The sequence below is a fragment of the Nonomuraea sp. NPDC003707 genome, from assembly GCF_053587055.1.
Genome location: NZ_JBSFNK010000012.1, coordinates 317,819 through 336,481, shown reverse-complemented (window position 1 = coordinate 336,481; position 18,663 = coordinate 317,819). Strand labels below are relative to the sequence as shown.

The 18,663-nt window shown below is 72.0% G+C and carries 7 protein-coding genes; all 7 read left to right on the top strand.

The window, feature by feature from the left end; translation table 11 throughout:
- The first annotated feature begins 26 nt into the window (after positions 1–26).
- The gene (locus ACWDRB_RS30955; RefSeq protein ID WP_449899524.1) at positions 27–845 is read left to right on the top strand and encodes a hypothetical protein; all 819 of its coding nucleotides are present in this window, start codon (positions 27–29) and stop codon (positions 843–845) included.
- Between the two features lie 2 nt (positions 846–847).
- Positions 848–3,925: a non-ribosomal peptide synthetase gene (locus ACWDRB_RS30950; RefSeq protein WP_449899521.1), complete on the top strand. Its 3,078-nt coding sequence runs from the start codon at positions 848–850 to the stop codon at positions 3,923–3,925.
- A 130-nt stretch (positions 3,926–4,055) separates the two neighbouring features.
- The gene (locus tag ACWDRB_RS30945; RefSeq protein WP_449899519.1) at positions 4,056–10,340 is read left to right on the top strand and encodes an amino acid adenylation domain-containing protein; all 6,285 of its coding nucleotides are present in this window, start codon (positions 4,056–4,058) and stop codon (positions 10,338–10,340) included.
- The gene (locus ACWDRB_RS30940) at positions 10,337–15,826 is read left to right on the top strand and encodes an amino acid adenylation domain-containing protein (RefSeq protein WP_449899517.1); all 5,490 of its coding nucleotides are present in this window, start codon (positions 10,337–10,339) and stop codon (positions 15,824–15,826) included. The genes ACWDRB_RS30945 and ACWDRB_RS30940 overlap by 4 nt, the downstream gene beginning before the upstream one ends.
- Complete coding sequence (locus tag ACWDRB_RS30935; protein WP_449899515.1) at positions 15,823–16,890, top strand: saccharopine dehydrogenase NADP-binding domain-containing protein; 1,068 nt, start codon at positions 15,823–15,825, stop codon at positions 16,888–16,890. The genes ACWDRB_RS30940 and ACWDRB_RS30935 overlap by 4 nt, the downstream gene beginning before the upstream one ends.
- Positions 16,887–17,921: a Gfo/Idh/MocA family oxidoreductase gene (locus ACWDRB_RS30930; RefSeq protein WP_449899513.1), complete on the top strand. Its 1,035-nt coding sequence runs from the start codon at positions 16,887–16,889 to the stop codon at positions 17,919–17,921. Before ACWDRB_RS30935 ends, ACWDRB_RS30930 begins: the two co-directional genes overlap by 4 nt.
- Entirely contained in the window at positions 17,918–18,661 is a 744-nt protein-coding gene (locus ACWDRB_RS30925) for a thioesterase II family protein (RefSeq protein WP_363979406.1), read from the top strand. The genes ACWDRB_RS30930 and ACWDRB_RS30925 overlap by 4 nt, the downstream gene beginning before the upstream one ends.
- Positions 18,662–18,663 lie beyond the last annotated feature (2 nt).

Genomic DNA, 18,663 nt, shown 5'->3' with positions numbered 1-18,663 from the left:
GCAGAACTCCGATCAAAGGAATGATCATGACCCTGGTAACCACTTGGACGACGCTCAAAGCATCCAACTCGGCGGACCTCGTCCTCTGCGTCGACTTCACGGAGACCGGCCGCGCGGAGGCGGGCTTCCCCGAGCTGGTGGCGAACATTGACTATGACGCGACCTTCTGGCACGTGCGCCCGCCCGCCGTGGCGCCCGGTTGCGGGATCGACGGTGCCGCCTATGTCCGTTCCTGGGTGGAGCCCATCAAGGAGAGCGGCAGGAAGGTCCACGCGGTCATGGGCTACTGCGTGGGCGCCGTCTACGCGACCGAGCTCGTCGACCGGCTGGCCGAGCTGCAGGGCTCGACGCCTGAGCTGATCCTCTTCGACCCGGAGCCCACGAGCCTGGAGAACGTCTACTTCCAGTTCGGCAAGGTCTTCGGCATCCTCTCCTCGATCCTGAACGAGGAGGACGTCGCCCAGCTCCGGGAGACCATGGACACGACGCTCCAGGTCGAGGGGATCACGGTCGAGGGCTACGCCGCCCAGCTGTATGCCACCTTCCGCGAGGTCGGGCACCGCGCGTTCGAAAGGGCCGGGTTCGACCCGGAGTACTCCGAGGAGATGTGGGAGACGTTCAGCGCCTTCCTGGCCTTCCTCACCTACGCCGACCACCTGGACCCCTGGGAGGGGTGGCTGCGCGCCATCGCGGTGAGCTCGTCCAACCCGAGGAACGGCCTGAACCGGCTGCGTGACTCCGGTCGCACCCTCGTGGCCGAGGAGCTCAGGTTCGAGGAGGGCCACGACGTGCTGCTCACCTCGGACGAGGTCGCCAGGGCCGTCACCAAGCTGCTGGAGAGATGATCATGGAGCAGATGCTGGGTCAGCGCGCCTCGCGCAAGGAGCAGGCGCTGTGGATGCTGGAAGAGCTGGTCCCCGGTACCGGGGTGAACAACCTGGGCGTGGCGTTCAGCGTGGCGAGACTGCCGAGCCGCACCCTCATGCTGGACGCGATCAACCACGTCCTGCGCCGGCACGAGATCCTGCGCACGGTCTTCGGGATCGAGGCCGAGGGCATGACGCGGGAGGTCCTGCCGCCCGAGTACGCCGAGCTGCGCTTCGAGGAGGGCGGCCGGGGAGCCACGCGCGAGTGGCTGACGGAGTTCGTGGCCCGGCCGTTCCGGCCGGACGGCGAGCTCCTGGTGCGCGCCGCCGTCCTGGAGGAGGAGGCGGGCGAGGTCTACTGCCTGGCGATCCACCACTCGATCTTCGACGGGCTGTCGTCCGCGCTGCTGATGAACGAGCTCGCCGCGACCTACAACGCCCTCGCGGCGGGCGAGTCGCCGCCGCGCGATACCGTGCCGGCCTGGGAGGAGCCGGCCGCCGACCCGCGCAGCCGGGAGTTCTGGCACGACAAGCTGGACGGGTTCCGCGCCGACGAGCTGGACCTGTGGTGCGAGCAGCCGGAAGCCTCGCAGGTCACCCTCCTGGGCGACGTGGTCAACTGGGAGCTGTCCCCCGCCGCGCGCGACGCGGCGCGGCGGATGCAGCGCGAGCTGCGGGCGCCGGAGTCGGTCGTCCTCATGGCCGCGTACGGCGTGCTGCTCGCCGCCCACGGCGCCGGCCCCGACCTCACCATCGGCTCGCCCATCAGCGTGCGGACGCCCGAGGCCGCCACCCGGCTCGGCTACCACATCAACGTGCTCACCCTGCGCACCCGCGTGCAATGGGCGAACAACTTCCGCACGTACACGCGGCTCACCCGCCGCACGTTCATGGAGGCCATGTCGCACGCCGACCACCCGGTGGACGACCTGCTGGAGATCGTTCCGCGCGACGGCTGGCGCAACAACCTCTTCCGGCACACCTTCAACTACGTGCCCGCAGACCTGTCCGCCGAGTTCATGCTGGGCGGGCTGCGGGCCGGGCAGGTGGTGATCGAGAACGGCTTCAGCAAGTTCGACCTGGAGTTCTTCGTCACCTCCACCCCCGAGGCGATCAAGATCAGGACTGCGTTCTGCGTGGACGTCCTGGACCGGGCCGACGTGGAGCTGCTGCTGGCCCGCTTCGACGAGCTGCTCGTCACGCTCGCGGAGCAGCCCGACACGCCGCTCGCGGACCTGCCCGTCTGGTGCTACCAGGACCGGGCGGCCATCGAGCTGGCCAACGCCACCGAGCGCGCCGTGACGCCGGCGACCGTACTGGACAAGATCGCCCGCCAGGTCTCCGCCGCGCCGCCGGAGGACACCGACGCGGTGCTCGACGGCGAGCGCCGCGTCGGGTTACGCCGCCTGTGGGCCGCAGCCGAGGCCACCCGCGACGAGTTGCGGGCCGCCGGCGTGGGCAGGGGCGACGTCGTCGCGCTGCTCGCGCGGCGCAGTCCCGAGCTGGCCGCGGCCGCCGTCGGCGTGTGGCTCGCCGGGGCGGCGTACCTGCCGCTCGAACCCGACCACCCGCAGCAGCGGCTCGACTACCAGCTCGACGACGCGGGCGCCGCCGTGGTCCTCGCGGGCGAGGGGATCGTCGTCTCCGGCGACCGTACGGTCCTGCCGCTCGTGCCCGTCGACTCGGTGACGCCGGTCTCCGGCACGGTGACGGCGTTCAGCAGCGTCAGGCCGGAGGACTGCGCGTACCTCATCTACACCAGCGGCTCCACCGGGCTCCCCAAGGGCACGCTGATCGACCACTACAGCCTCGCCAACCTGATCGCGCACTTCGCGCACCAGCTGGCCGTGAGCGCGGAGGACACCGTGCTCTGGCTGACCACGTTCAGCTTCGACATCTCCGCTCTGGAACTGTTCCTGCCCCTGACGACGGGCGCGCGGCTGGCCGTCGCGCCGGACGACGCCCGCACCCAGGGCGAACCCCTCGCGGAAGCGCTGCGGCGCTACGAGGTCACCGTCGCCCAGGCCACGCCGACCACCTGGCGTCTGGTCATCGACCAGGTGGCCGGGCAGCTGGCCGGCCGCCGCGTGCTCTGCGGCGGCGAGCCGATGCCCGCCGTCCTGGCCAAACGGCTGTCCGCGACCGGGTGCGAGCTCTACAACGTGTACGGCCCCACGGAGACCACGATCTGGTCCACCTCCGGCCGCATCGACCCGGCCGCCGACCGCGTCGACGTGGGCGTGCCCATCGCGAACACCAAGGTGTACGTCTCCGCCCCCGACGGCCGCCCGCTGCCGATCGGGACCCGGGGCGAGCTCTGCATCGCCGGCGACGGGGTGGCCATCGGCTACCACAACCGCCCGGAGCTGACCGCCGAGCGGTTCGGCGAGCACCCCCAGTACGGCCGGTCCTACCGCACGGGCGACCTGGCCCAGTGGACGTCCGACGGCCGGCTGGAGATCCTCGGCAGGCTCGACCGCCAGATCAAACTGCGCGGCAACCGGATCGAGCTCGCCGAGGTCGAGGGCGTGCTGCTGACCCACCCGGACGTCAGGGCCGCCGCGGTCGTGGTCGTCGGCGACCCCAGCGCCGACGCCGTCCTGTGGGCCTTCGTGGTGGCGCCGGAGCGCCCCGAGGTCACCTCGGAGCTGTGGGAGCACGCCAGCGCCTCCCTCCCGTACGCCGCGACCCCCCAGGAGTACGTGACCGTGGACGCGTTCCCGATGACGGGCAACGACAAGGTCGACTACCCCGCCCTCCGCCGCCTGGCCACGGAGCTGAGCGACGCCGAGAACAGCGTGGAGGAGGAACTCCCGTCCGAGAGCGGGGACGAGCTGGTCGACTCCCTGGTGGCGCTCTGGAAGGTCATGCTCAACCGCAACGATCTCGGCCCCAACAGCCACTTCTTCGCGCTCGGCGGGCACTCGCTGCTGGCGGTCAAGCTGCTGCAGGAGATCAAGCGGGAGACCCAGATCCGGCTCAAGCTCAAGGACATCTTCGAGGAGCCGACGCCGGCCGGCCTCGCCCGGCGGCTGCAGGCGGCCAACGCGAACCTCTGACGAACCCGCGGCCGGGTCCGCACCCGGCCGCGGGCGTGATGCAGGCACTACTCGATAGGCGGGTTCTCTCGTGTCGGACAAAGCCGTCGTTCCTCATGCCCCTTCCACCTCTCCGCCGACCCTCGACTCGATGCGCGCGGACATCGCGGGCCAGCTCGACCTCGACCCCTCGGCGGTCACCGACCACGCCGACCTGATCAGCCTGGGGCTCGACTCGCTCCGCGCGATGCGGCTGGCCGGGCGGTGGCGGCGCGCCGGGGCCGGCATCGCGTTCAGCGAGCTGGCGACGGAGTTCACGCTCGCGGCCTGGTGGTCGCTGGTCGGCTCGCGACTGTCCCCGGCCGTGGAGGTCCCCGCGCCGGAGCCGGTCGTGGACGAGGCGGCGCCGTTCCCGCTCACCCCGGTCCAGCTGGCGTACTGGATCGGGCGTGGCGACGGGCAGGTCATCGGCGGTGTCGGCTGCCACGCGTACCTGGAGTTCGACGGCTCCGGCATCGACCCGGCGCGGCTGGAGCGGGCCGTACGCGCGCTGATCGACCGGCACGGCATGCTCCGCGCGATCTTCCACGACGACGGCACCCAGCAGATCACGGACACCAGCCCCTGGCCCGGCCTGACCGTGCACGACCTGACGGAACTCGGGGAGGAGGCCGCCGAGGCCGTCAGGGAGCGGCTGTCGCACCGCCGCTTCGACGCCTCCGGGGGCGAGGTCTTCGACGTGCGGCTGTCGCTGCTGCCGGGCGGCCGCACCAGGGTGCACTTCGAGGTGGACTTCCTGGTCGCCGACGTGCTCGGGCTGCAGATCCTGCTGCGGGACCTGGCCATGCTCTACCTGGACCCGGACCGGCCGCTCCCCGAGCTGGCCTGCTCGTTCCCCCGATATCTCGCGGCCCGCGACGCCGAACGCGCGGTGCGGCGCGTACGGGACCAGGAGTACTGGCGCGGACGCCTGGACGAGCTCCCCGGCGCGCCCCAGCTGCCCCTCGCCGTGGAGCCCGGCCGGATCGCCCGGCCCCGGTTCGTCCGGCGCGAGAGGTGGCTGTCCCTTGACTCGTGGCGGCGGATCCAGGAGCAGGCCCGCGCGTACGGGCTGACCCCCGCCATGGTGCTGGCCACCGCCTACGCCGAGGTGCTCGCCGCGTGGAGCGGCGAAAAGCGCCTCCTCCTCAACCTGCCGCTGTTCGACCGGGACGAGACCGTGCATCCGGACGTGGCCCACCTGGTCGCGGACTTCACCAATCTGATCCTGGTGGCCGCCGACCTGTCCGAGGCGCAGCCGTTCGCCGAGCGCGCCAGAACCCTGCAGGCCCGCTTCCGCGCCGACGCGCGCCACACCGGGTACTCCGGCGTCGAAGTGCTCCGCGACCTCGCCCGCGGCGGCGAGCACACCGGGGCTCCGGTGGTGTTCGCCTGCAACCTGGGCACCGAGCTGATCGTCCCGGAGGTACGCGAGGCCTTCGGCGCTCCCGGCTGGATGATCACGCAGACGCCGCAGGTGTGGCTCGATCACCAGATCAACGAGTACGACCATGGGCTGCATCTGGCGTGGGACGCGGTGGAGGAGCTGTTCGCGCCGGGTGTGTTGGACGCGATGTTCGCCGCTTATGGGGGGTTGTTGGAGTGGTTGGCGGAGGGGGATTGGTCGGTTGCTGCTCCGGTGGGGTTGCCTGCTGGTCAGGTAGTGGTGCGGGAGCGGGTGAACGCTACTTCGGGGTCGTTGCCTGAGGGTGTTTTGCACGAGGGGTTCTTTGGGTGGGCTGCCCGTGAGCCGGATCGTGCGGCGTTGATCGGTGATGGCCGGGTGGTGTCGTATGGCGCGCTGGCGGATCAGGCGTTGCAGGTCGCGGGGCATCTGCGGGCGGCTGGGGTCGTGACGGGCGATGCGGTGGGGGTTGTGCTGCCGAAGGGGCCTGATCAGATCGCGGCGGTGTTGGGTGTTCTTGCCGCTGGTGGGGTGTATGTCCCGGTGGGGGTGGATCAGCCGGTCGCGCGGCGGGAGCGGATCTTGTCGCGTGCGGGTGCGTGCCATGTCCTGACCGGTCTGCCTGGGGAGGCGGGGCGGTTGGCCGAGCCGGTGATGGTCGCGCCGGATATGTCGGCATACGTGATTTTCACGTCGGGGTCGACGGGCGAGCCGAAGGGGGTGGAGGTCTCTCATCGGGCGGCGCTCAACACGATCGAGGACATCAACCAGCGTTTCGGCGTGGGTCCAGATGATCGCGTCCTGGCGGTGTCGGCGTTGGACTTCGACCTGTCGGTGTATGACATCTTCGGCCTGCTGTCCGTGGGCGGCGCGCTGGTAATGCCCGAAGAGAGCGAACGGCGTGATGCCCAACGCTGGGCGGAGCTGTGCGCCGCGCACGGGGTGACGATCTGGAACACCGTCCCGACCCTGCTCGACATGCTTCTGCACACCACGGCTCCGAGTCTGCGGCTGGCGTTGGTGTCGGGTGACTGGGTGGGCCTGGATCTGCATGCGCGTCTGGCCGCTCAGAGAGAGTGCCGGCTGGTGGCGTTGGGCGGTGCGACGGAGGCTGCGATCTGGTCGAATGCGTGGGAGGTGGATCGGGTCCCGGCGCATTGGACGTCGATCCCTTACGGATTGCCGTTGCGTAATCAGCGCTATCGGGTGGTGGACGGGCATGGCCGGGACTGCCCGGACTGGGTGGCGGGGGAGCTGTGGATCGGCGGCGCAGGCGTCGCCATCGGGTACCGGGGAGATCCGGAGACGACATCGGCCAAGTTCGTCCAGCACGAGGGCGAGCGGTGGTATCGGACCGGGGACCTGGGCCGGTACTGGCCGGACGGGACGCTGGAGTTCCTGGGGCGGGCCGATCATCAGGTGAAGATCCGGGGGCATCGGATCGAGCTGGGGGAGATCGAGGCGGCCCTGGAGGCGTCTTCGCAGGTGGCCCGCGCCGTGGCGGTCGCGGTAGGGGATCGGCGGCAGCGCCGGTTGGCCGCTTTCGTCACGCCTGAGGACGTCGATCTCGACAAGTTGCGTTCGTTCCTGTCCGATCGGCTGCCTGGCTACGCCGTCCCGCCGACGATCACCGTACTGGATCGGCTGCCGCTGACCGCCAACGGCAAGATCGACAGAAGTGCACTCACCGCCCTGGTCATCGAGACAGCGGAGAGCACCGTCCAGGAGCCGCCCGTGGGACCGGCCGAGACCGTGCTCGCCAAGATCTGGGCCGACCTGCTCGAACTCCCGGCCGTACAGCGCACGGACAGCTTCTTCGCCCTCGGCGGCGACTCCCTGCTCGCCACCCGCATGATCGCGCGCCTGCGTGCGGAAGGCGTCGCCGACGCCAGGCTGAGCCTGCTGTTCGAGACGCCCGTGCTGGCGGACTTCGCGGCCACCTTCACCGTGGGGGAGGCGGTTGCGCCCGCTCCCGTGCTGGTCCCGGACGTCGAGCACCGGCACGACCCATTCCCGCCCACCGAGGTGCAGCGGGCCTACTGGCTCGGCCGGGCCGAGCACTTCACGCTCGGCGGCGTCGGCTGCCACTTCTACACCGAGTTCGACGGCGACATCGACCTCGAACGGCTGGAAACGGCCTGGAACCTGCTGATCGAGCGGCACGAGATGCTGCGCGCGGTCTTCGACCAGGACGGGCTCCAGCGCATCCTGCGCGAGGTGCCGCGCTTCGCCGTCGCCGCCGTCGACAGCGTCGAGCAACTGCGCGAGCAGATGTCGCACCAGGTGCTGGACGTGTCCAGCTGGCCGCTGTTCGACGCGCGGGCCGCCCGCCACGACGGCGGGGTACGGCTCGGCGTCAGCTTCGACAACATCATCGTCGACGCGCTCAGCATGATGGTCTTCTTCGCCGAACTCGACCAGCTGTACCACGACCCCGACACCGTCCTGCCGCCGATCGAGGTGTCGTTCCGCGACTACGTGCTCGCGCAGGAGCCCGATCCCGCGGTCTTCGAGACGGCCAAGGAATACTGGGCCGCCCGGCTGCCCGAACTGCCGCCCGCCCCGAGGTTGCCACTGCGCGTGGACCCGGCGATGATCGACCGGCCCCGGTTCGCTCGCCGCGAGCTCCGGATACCGGCCGAGCGGTGGCGTACGATCACGGATCTGGCCAGGCGGCACGAGCTGACCCCCGCCACCGTGCTGGCCGCCGCCTTCGGCGAGGTCCTGGGCAGGTGGAGCGGCCAGGAGGCGCTGACGCTCAACCTCACGCTGTTCGACAGGCGGGAGGTCCACCCCGACATCCACCGCGTGCTCGGCGACTTCACCTCCCTCCTCCTCGCCGGCTACCGGACGGGAGCCGGCTGGCTGGACGGGGCGCGCGGGCTGCAGGAAGAGGTGTGGCGCGGGCTCGAACACGGCGAGGTGTCGGCGGTCTGGGTGATGCGGGAGCTGGCCAGGCGGAGCGACTCGATCGAGATGACCATGCCGGTCGTGTTCACCAGCACGCTCGGCGTCGCCGGCGGCGGCGCGTTCGGCCCCTCCTTCGCCGAGCAGGTCTGGGGCGTCTCGCAGACCCCGCAGGTCTGGCTGGACAGCCAGGTGGGGGAGGTCGAGGGAGGCCTGCTGGTCCGGTGGGACGCGGTGGAGGAACTGTTCGCGCCGGGTGTGCTGGATGCGATGTTCGCCGCCTACGGGGAGTTGCTGGCGTGGCTGGCCGAGGGGGATTGGTCGGTTGCCGCTCCGGTGGGGTTGCCCGTTGATCAGGCGGTGGTGCGGGAGCGGGTGAACGCTACTTCGGGGTCGTTGCCTGAGGGTGTTTTGCACGAGGGGTTCTTTGGGTGGGCTGCCCGTGAGCCGGATCGTGCGGCGTTGATCGGTGATGGCCGGGTGGTGTCGTATGGCGCGCTGGCGGATCAGGCGTTGCAGGTCGCGGGGCATCTACGGGCGGCTGGGGTCGCAACAGGCGATGCGGTGGGGGTCGTGCTGCCCAAGGGGCCCGACCAGATCGCCGCTGTCTTGGGCGTTCTTGCCGCTGGTGGAGTGTATGTCCCGGTGGGGGTGGATCAGCCGGTCGCGCGGCGGGAGCGCATCCTGTCGCGAGCGGGTGCGCGTCACGTCCTGACCGGTCTGCCCGGGGAGTCACAAGGGTTGGCCGAGCCGGTGATGGTCGCGCCGGATATGTCGGCATACGTGATCTTCACGTCGGGGTCGACCGGAGAGCCGAAGGGGGTGGAGGTCTCTCATCGGGCGGCACGCAACACGATCGAGGACATCAACCAGCGTTTCGGCGTAGGTCCGGACGATCGGGTCCTGGCGGTCTCGGCGTTGGATTTCGACCTGTCCGTCTTCGACATCTTCGGCCTGCTGTCGGCGGGCGGTGCGCTCGTTCTGCCGCAGGAGGAGGAGCGGCGGGATGCGCAGGCTTGGGCCCGATTGTGCGCCGCGCACGGGGTGACGATCTGGAACACCGTCCCGACCCTGCTCGACATGCTTCTGCACACCACGGCTCCGAGTCTGAGGCTGGCGTTGGTGTCGGGTGACTGGGTGGGGCTGGACCTGCACGCGCGACTGGCCGCTCAGAGCGAGTGCCGGCTGGTGGCGTTGGGCGGAGCGACGGAAGCGGCGATCTGGTCCAACGCCTGGGAGGTGGACCGGGTCCCGGCGCATTGGACGTCGATCCCTTACGGGTTGCCGTTGCGTAATCAGCGCTATCGGGTGGTGGACGGGCGTGGCCGGGACTGCCCGGACTGGGTGGCGGGGGAGCTGTGGATCGGCGGCGCCGGGGTGGCGGTCGGTTATCGGGGAGATCTGGAGACGACGGCGGCCAAGTTCGTCCAGCACGGTGGCGAGCGTTGGTATCGGACCGGGGATCTGGGCCGGTACTGGCCGGACGGGACGTTGGAGTTCCTGGGGCGGGCCGATCATCAGGTGAAGATCCGGGGACATCGGATCGAGCTGGGGGAGATCGAGGCGGCCCTGGAGGCGTCTTCGCAGGTGGCCCGCGCCGTGGCGGTCGCAGTGGGAGATCGGCGGCAGCGCCGGTTGGCCGCTTTCGTCACCCCTGAGGACGTCGATCTCGACAAGCTGCGTTCGTTCCTGTCCGATCGGCTGCCCGGCTACGCCGTCCCGCCGACGATCACCGTACTGGATCGGCTGCCGCTGACCGCCAACGGCAAGATCGACAGGGGAGCTCTGTCCACCCGGCTGGAACCTCTGCCTGATGACGACCCCCCACGCCCGGGTACGGAGGCGCTGCTCGCCGAGCTGTGGGCCGAGCTGCTGGAGATCCCGCCGCCGGGACGGGGCCAGAGCTTCTTCGCCCTCGGTGGCGACTCCCTGCTCGCCACCCGTTTCGCCGAGATCGTACGGCGGCGGCTCGGCGTGGAGCTGTCCCTGCGTCGCTTCTTCGCCACTCCCACCATCGCCGACTGCGCCGAGGCGATCGGCCTGACGGCGGACGACACCCAAGAGACGGAAGAGGGCGTGCTGTGACCCAGGCACCGGCCGTACACGAACTCATCGCCGACATGGAGGCCGCCGGGATTCGGCTGTGGGAGGACGACGGCAGCCTCCGCTTCCGGGCGCCCAAGGGAGCGCTGACCGAGGATCGGCGCGCGGCGCTGATCGGCGCGAAGCCCGAGATCATCGCGCACCTGCGCCGCGAGTCCGAGGCCGAGACGGTCCGGCCCGAGCCCGAACGCCGCCTCGACCCCTTCCCCCTGACCGACGTCCAGCAGGCCTACCTGCTCGGCCGCAACGACGCGTTCGGCTACGGCGGAGTCGCCTGCCACGGCTATGTCGAGGTCTCCTTCCCCCGGCTCGACCCGGAACGGGTACAGGCCGCGTGGCGTGCCCTGATCGCCCGCCACGACATGCTCCGCGCCGTGATCCACCCCGACGGCCACCAGCAGGTGCTCGCCGAGGTCCCCGGCTACGAGGTCCGTGTGACGGACCTGCGCGGCACCGACCCGGAGGAGCGGCTCGCCGCCGTCCGCGAGGAGATGGCGAACACGGTCTATCCGGCGGGCAGCTGGCCCCTGTTCGAGCTGCGGATCTCGCTCACCGATCGCGGAGCCCTCCTGCACGCCTCGATCGACCTGCTCATCGCCGACTACGTCAGCATCCAGCTGCTGCTCGGCGAGCTGCACCTGCTGCACGAGAACCCTGACGCCGACCTGCCCCCCGTCCCGGTCAGCTTCCGCGACTGCCTGCTGGCCCTGCGCGCGCAGCGCGAGAGCGCCCGTTACGACCGGGATCGCGCCTACTGGTGGGGACGCATGGACGACCTGCCGGCCGCGCCCGAACTGCCCGCGCTCGACCAGGCCGCCGTGGACGCCCGATTTGGGCGGTGGGAGAGCAGGGTGGAGCCGGCGGAATGGGCGCGGTTACGCACCCGGGCCGCCGCGGCCGGCATCACGCCGTCGCAGGCCGTGCTGGCCGCCTATGCCGAGGTCATCGGGAGGTGGAGCCGGCGGCCCAAGTTCACGCTCAACCTGACGCTGCTCGACCGCCCGCCGCTGCACCCGTACATCGACCGGGTCGTCGGCGACTTCACCACGCTCAACCTGCTCGCCGTCGACACCACGCCCGGCCGGTTCTTCGCCGAGCGCGCCCACGCCATCGGCCGGCAGCTCTTCGCCGACATGGAGCACCGCCGCTGCGGCGGCATCGAGGTCATACGGGAGCTGGCCCGCCGGCGCGGCCGGGACGCCGCGCTGATGCCGGTGGTGTTCACCAGCGCCATCGGCCTCGGCCGTGACGACGCCGAGCACGGTACGCCGGAGTACGGCATCAGCCAGACGCCCCAGGTGTGGATCGACTGCCAGGTCAAGGAGCACCGCGACGCGCTGCTGGTCAACTGGGACGTGCGCGCGGGGGTGTTCCCCGAAGGGCTCGTGGACGACATGTTCGCCGCGTTCACCGCGCTCCTGCACGGCCTGTCCTCGGACGAGGCCTGGTCGTCCGAGGACCCTGTCGAATTGCCCGAAGCGCAGACGCGCCGCCGCGCCCTCGTCAACGCCACCGCCGCGCCGCTCCCGGACGGGCTGCTGCACGAGGAGGTCGTGGCCCAGGCACGCCGCACACCGGAACGAATCGCCGTCGTCACGGGCGCCGGTTCGATCACGTACGGCGAGCTGCTGGGCCGGGCCGCCGGGGTGGCGCGGGCGCTGCGCGAGGCGGGGCACCGGCCCGGCGAGATCGTCGCCGTGGTCATGGACAAGGGGGTCGAGCAGGTCGTGGCCGTGCTCGGCACGCTGCTGGCCGGCGGCGCCTACCTGCCGGTCGACACCGGGCAGCCACCGGCGAGGCGCGACCGCATCCTCGCCGACGCCTCGGCCCGCCTGGTGCTCACGCAGTCCTGGCACGCCGAGCACGACTGGATCGCCGTCGACACCCTCCCGCCGACCCATGCCGAGCACGCCTTCTCGCCGGCCCACGCCGAGGACGGCGCTCGGCGGCACCCTGACGATCTGGCCTACGTCATCTACACCTCGGGCTCCACGGGCGTGCCCAAGGGCGTGATGATCAGCCATCGGGCCGCCCGCAACACCATCGACGACATCAGCGCCCGCTTCGGCGTCGGCCCGGACGACCGCGTGCTCGGGCTGGCCGGCCTGGGGTTCGACCTGTCGGTCTACGACATCTTCGGACCGCTCGCCGTCGGGGCGGCCCTCGTGCTGCCGGATCCGTCACGCCGGGGCGACCCGGCCCACTGGGCCGAGCTCGCCGCCGGGCACGGGGTCACCGTGTGGAACTCGGTGCCCGCGCAACTCCAGATGCTCCAGCACTATCTGCACGCGGAGCCCGCGGCGGAGCTGCCCACGCTGAGGCTGGCGATGTTGTCGGGCGACTGGATCCCGGTGGCGCTGCCCGGCCAGATCCGCCGCCGCGTGCCGGGACTGGACGTGATCAGCCTGGGCGGGGCCACGGAGGCCGCGATCTGGTCCATCTACCACCCCGTCGGCGACCCGCTGCCCGGCTGGGTGAGCGTCCCGTACGGCAAGCCGCTGGCCAACCAGACCTTCCACGTGCTCGACGCCGCCATGCGGCCCTGCCCGGACTGGGTGCCAGGAGAGCTGTACATCGGCGGCTCCGGTGTGGCGATCGGCTACTTCGGCGATGAGGGCAGGACCGCCGAGCGCTTCGTGCGCCACGGCGGCGAGCGCCTCTATCGCACCGGCGATCTCGGCCGCTACCGGCCCGACGGCAACATCGAGTTCCTCGGCAGGGAGGACTCCCAGGTCAAGATCCGCGGCCATCGGATCGAGCTGGCCGAGGTGGAGACCGCGCTGCAGGCACACCCCGCGGTCGCGGCCGGGACCGTGATCGTGGACGGCGACCGCGCGCTGGAACGCCGCCTGATCGCCTTCGCCCAGGCCGCCGCCCGCAAGGACGACGGCGCACCGGACGCGGAGGCTGAGAGTGGCGACGCGCCGGAAACAAGGGCGGGGCGGGGCGACGCGCCGGACGCAGGGGCTGGGGATGGCGGGCTCGATGTCGCGGGTGCGGCCGAGGTCGCGGCGGTTGCGGCCCTGGAGGGCGTCGATCTGGCGCGCGTCGTGGCGGTGGCCGAGACGCTCGACGAGATCGCGCTTGCGTCGATGGCGGCGGCGCTCCGTACGGGCGGCCTGTTCACCACCGAGGACGGCCACGGCCTCGAGGAGATCCTGGCCGCCGCGCGGGTCGCGCCGAGCCACCACCGGCTCGTCCGGCGCTGGCTCACGGCGCTGCACGAGCGCGGACGGCTCGACCGCGACCCCGATGGGCGGTACCGGAACCTGCGTGGGGACACCGGCGTGGAGCCGCTGTGGCGCCGGGTCGGGATCCTGGCCGAAGGGCTCGACTACGGGGCCGAGCTGATCAGGTTCCTGCGGGTCAGCACCACGCACCTGTCCGAGCTGATGCGCGGCGAGCTCGACGCCCGCGAGCTGCTGTTCCCCGAGGGTGACGTGGGGACGGCCGAGGGCGCGTACAAGGACAACGTGCTCAGCAGGTACGTCAACCGCATCGTGCGCGCGGTGGTCGGCCGCGTGGCCGAGCACCACACCGGCGGGCCGCTGCGCGTCCTGGAAGCGGGCGCGGGCGTGGGCGGCACCAGCGCCGAGCTGATCCCCGAGCTGGTCGGACACCAGGTCGAGTACGTCTTCACCGACCTGTCGCGGTTCTTCCTCACCCAGGCCGCCGAACGGTTCGCGGACCACCCGTGGGTGCGGTACGGCCTGTTCGACATCAACGCCGACTACCGCGCCCAGGGCTACGAGCCGAACTCCTTCGAGGTCATCCTCTGCGCCAACGTCCTGCACAACTCCCACGACGCCGCCGCCGTGCTGGCCAGGTTCCGCGAGCTGCTGGTGCCCGGCGGGTGGCTGGTGTTCATCGAGACCACCCGCGAGCACGTCCAGATCATGAGCTCGATGGAGTTCCTGATGAACCCGCACGACTACGCCGACGTGCGGCAGGGCCGCGACCGGACGTTCGTCACCCGCGACGAGTGGCTCGACCTGCTTCGCGGGGCGGGCGCCCGTACGCTTGCCTGCCTGCCCGGGCCGGGCGACCCGCTGGCGTCCCTCGGGCAGTGCGTCTTCGCGGCCCGCTTCCCCGACGACCGGGAGCGGATCGACCTGGCGGAGCTGCGGGCGTTCCTCGCCGAGCGGCTGCCCGACTACATGCTCCCGGCCCACGTCCAGGTGGTCGACGAGCTGCCGCTGACGGACAACGGCAAGATCGACCGGACGCGGCTGCGTACCCTCCTGCCCAGCACGACAGGAGAGAGCGCGCCCGGCGGCGAGGAGCCGCGCGACGACCTCGAACGGCGGCTGGCCGCCCTCTGGGCCGAGCTGCTCGGGCTCCCGCGCGTCCACCGCGACCAGGACTTCTTCGCGCTGGGCGGCGACTCCCTGCTGGTCACCCGCCTGGCCGGGCGGGTGCGCGAGGAGTTGGAGGAGGCGAGCGGCTTCTACTGGGACAGCCTGGTCCGCCAGCTCGTCAACCAGCCGACCGTCGCCGCGCTGGCGGCCCACCTCCGCCAGGCCCGCGACGACCGTGAGCAGGGGCTGCCGAGAACGCACGCCAGCCCGCTGGTACGCCTGTCCGGGGACGGGACGAAGGGCGGTTCGGTGCGGGTGCTGCTGCATGACGGCACCGGCACCCTGACCCCGTACCGGGCGCTCGTCCCCGAGCTCTCCGGGACGCCGCTGCTCGGCCTGGTGATCAACGACGCGGAGCGCTACCTGGAGCTGGACCCCGCGCAAACGGTGGAATCGCTGGCCGGATCGTACGCGCGGCTCCTGATCGAGGAGGGCGCGGCCGGCTACCACATCGTGGGTTACTGCATGGGCGGCCTCATCGCCACCGAGGTCGCCCGCCGGCTCACCGAGAGCGGCGCGGTGGTCGACGGGCTCACCGTCGTCAGCAGCTCCCGCTTCCCCTACCGGATCAGCGACGAGCTCATGCTGGAGTACGGCTTCGCGCAGGCCTGCGGCCTGGACCCGGTCCGGCTCGGCCACCCCGGCGGAGACCTCGCCGGGGCCCTGCGGGTCGTGCTGGAGTCGTCGCCCGGACACGTGCCCGAGGGCAGCCTGGCCGCGCTCGCCGGCAGCGCGGATCCCGGCCACGCGCAGATCGGCCGCCAGTTCGCCGAACTGGCCGCCACCTCACCCCCGGACCGGCTGGCCGCCGTCGCCCGCGCCCTCGGTCAACCGCAGGAGCGGGTGGACCTGGCCTACCGGGTCTTCCGGCAGAGCTTCACGGCCGTCACCCACTACGACCCGGAGCCGTACGCGGGCGACATCACGTTCCTCCGCCAGCGCGGCGTCACCAACCTCGTGCCGACGTTGCAGGACGACATGACGGACTTCTGGCAGAACCTCTGCCTGGGCCGGCTCACCGCGCTCGACATCGAGGGCGACCACTTCAGCTGCCTCAGCGGGCCGTACGCGGACGACGTGGCGAAACTGGTGACCGAGGTGACCGCGTGATCGGCGTACTCGGCGGCTACGGCGCGGTCGGTGGCGCCGCGGCCCGCCTGCTCGCCGGCCACCCGGGGCTGCGCGTGGGCGGGCGGGACGGGGCGGCGGCCCGGCGGTTCGTCGACGCGGATCTGGGCGGGCACGGCGAGGCGTGGCAGGTGGACGCGCTCGACGCGGCCGAGCTCGCCCGCTTCTGCGCGGGCTGCCAGGTCGTCGTGAACTGCGCGGGCCCCTCCTACCTCCTGCGGGACCGGGTGGCGCGGGCCGCGTTCGCCGCCGGGGCCGACTACGTGGACGCCGCCGGTGACGCCGCCGCCTTCGCCCAGGCCGATGCGGGCGCGCAGGGACGTACGGCGGTGCTGTCGGCGGGAATGCTCCCCGGCCTCACCGGACTCGTGCCCCGCCACCTGGCCGCCCTCGCCTCCCCGAACGCCGGGCTCCGGCTGGACGTCTACACCGGCGGGCTGGACCGGCTCACCCCCGCCGCCGCCGGTGACTTCCTGCTGGCCGGGCAGGAGGAGCGGGGCGCCGCGCTGGCCGCGTGGCGTGACGGCGCCAGGGTCTCCCGCGCCCTGACCCCCGTCCACGACGTACAGCTCCCCTACTTCCCAGGGCCGGTCACCGCCTACCCCTACCTGAGCGCCGAGGCGGAGCGGGTGGCCGGGGAGCTCGGGCTGGTGGAGGCCCGCTGGTACAACGTCATCACCGGCGACGGCGTCCTCGCCGCCGCGAGCACTGCCGGCCAGGCCGCGGACCTGACGCGCGCGGCCGAGCTCGAACTGGCCGGGCGCACCCCGTACTACGTCCTGCTCTTCCAGCTCAGCAGCCCGCACGGCACCCGCACCCTGGCACTGCGCACCCACGACTCCTACGCGCTCACCGCCGCGGTCGCCGCGCACGCGGCCATGGCGGTGCTCCGCGGCGAGGTCGCCGCGGGGCTCCACCAGGCCGACGCCGTGCTCGACCCGGCCCGGGTGCTGGCGGACCTGGAGCCCGTGGCGAAGATCGAGATCACCGAGGCGGTGGCGCCGATCGACCTGGTCGCGCCGGTGTTCGAGGAGGGCGCGCTGTGAAGCGGGTGGTGGTGTGCGGGACCAAGTTCGGCCAGATCTACCTCTCCGCGCTGCGGGACGGCCCCTTCGAGCTGACCGGCGTCCTCGCCCGCGGCAGCGCCCGATCCGCCGCGTACGCCGAGGAGTACGGGGTCCCGCTGCTCACGGACCCCGACCAGGTGCCCGAGCTCGCGGACCTGGCCTGCGTGGTCGTACGGTCGGGAGTCGTCGGGGGAGAGGGCAGCGAGCTGGCCGGTGCCCTGCTGGCCCGCGGCGTGCACGTGCTGCAGGAGCATCCGCTGCACGCCGACGAGCTGGCCCGCTGCCTGCGCACCGCCCGGGCCGCCTCCGCCGTGCACCACGTGAACACCCTGTACGTCCACCTCGACCCGGTACGCCGGTTCATCGAGACCGCCCGCCGCCTGTTCGAGCTCCAGCGGCCCCTCTACGTGGACGCCGCCTGCAGCGTCCACGTCGCCTACGCCCTGTTCGACATCCTCGGCCGGGCCCTGGGGGCGTTACGCCCGTGGACGTTCACCGCCACAGCCCCCGGCACGCCGTTCACCTGCCTCACCGGAACCGTCGGCGGCGTGCCGCTGACCCTCCGGGTGCAGAACCAGATCGCCCCCAACGACCCCGACGCCCACCTGCACCTGCTCCACCGCGTCACCGTGGGGACGGAGGGCGGCAGCCTCACCCTCGTCAACACGCACGGCCCGCTCGTGTGGAGCCCCCGCATGTACGTCGGCCGCGACGCCGACGACCGCTTCGATACCGGCGCGGACCACCTGCGCCTGCCCAGCGCCACCACCATCGGACCGGCGCAGGCGCCTACCTTCCACGACATCGTCACGTCCGTGTGGCCCGACGGCGTCCGGCGGGCGCTGTCGGAGCTGCGCCAGGACGTCGAGGAGGGGCGGGATCCGCTGCGCCAGGGCCAGTACCACCTGACGCTCAGCCGCCTCTGGCTCGACGCCACCGCCGCGATCGGCCGGCCCGAACTGCTGGTCCAGACGGCACCACGACCCCTGTCCGCCGCGGAGCTCACATGAACTGGTTCCACTGTTACCGGCCCAGGCCGTACGCCGGGCTGCGGCTGTTCTGCTTCCCGCACGCGGGCGGCTCTGCGAGCTTCTACCGGAGCTGGCACGGGGACGCGCCGCACTCCGTCGAGGTACGCGCCGTGCAGTACCCGGGACACGGCGATCACCGCGCCGCCCCGCTCGTGGACGACGCCGTCCACCTCGCCAAGCTCGTCACCGACGCCATGGCGCCGCTGCTCGACCGGCCGGTGGCGCTGTTCGGGCACAGCATGGGGGCGCTGATCGCGTACGAGGTGGCCCGCGCGCTGGAGGCCAGGGGCAGGGGCGTGACGCACCTGTTCGCCTCCGGCCGGCACGCCCCTCACGAGCACCGCCCCGGCGACACGCACGCCCGCTCCGACGACGAGCTGGTGGACGAGCTGGTCCGGCTCGGCGGCGTGGACCGGGAGCTCATGGACGATCCGGACATCCGCGAGCTGACCCTGCCCGCCGTACGCAACGACTACCGGGTCGACGAGACCTACCGGCACCGGCCGGGCGGCGTGCTCGCCTGCCCCGTCACCGCGCTGCTCGGGAGCGACGACCCCGAGGTGACCGCCGGGCAGGCGGCGCGATGGGGCGAGCTCACCAGGGACCGATTCGCCGTCCGCGTGATGGAGGGCGACCACTTCTACCTCGTGCCGCGGCAGGGCGACGTGATCGCGGAGCTGTCCCGCGCCGTCGCCACCGCGTGGCCGTCCACACCCTGAGG